General features: G+C 66.0%; 1 protein-coding gene. It reads right to left on the bottom strand.

What is annotated here, in order from left to right; translation table 11 throughout:
• Positions 1-235 (bottom strand): pyridoxal-phosphate dependent enzyme (locus SB724_RS21840; RefSeq protein WP_410573172.1); only part of this gene is annotated, 235 nt, incomplete at both ends.

The following is a 235-nucleotide window of genomic DNA, read 5'->3' as shown; positions in this document are numbered from 1 at the left end:
AGCGCAGCAACCACGGCCATGCCGGAGGAACCACCGACCAGCAGGCCTTCTTCGCGGGCGAGCCGACGGGTCATGGAGAACGAGTCGGCGTCCGAAACCGCAATGACCTCATCCGGGACGGAGGCGTCGTAGTTGGCGGGCCACATGTCCTCGCCTACGCCTTCCACGAAATACGGGCGGCCGGTTCCGCCTGAGTAGACAGAACCTTCCGGGTCGGCGCCGATGATCCTGACGG

Origin of the sequence: Bacillus sp. SIMBA_031 (assembly GCF_046535225.1) — a bacterium.
GTDB lineage: Bacteria > Bacillota > Bacilli > Bacillales > Bacillaceae > Bacillus > Bacillus velezensis.
Note: the sequence above shows the minus strand (reverse complement) of the source record. Positions and strands in the feature narration are given on the sequence as shown.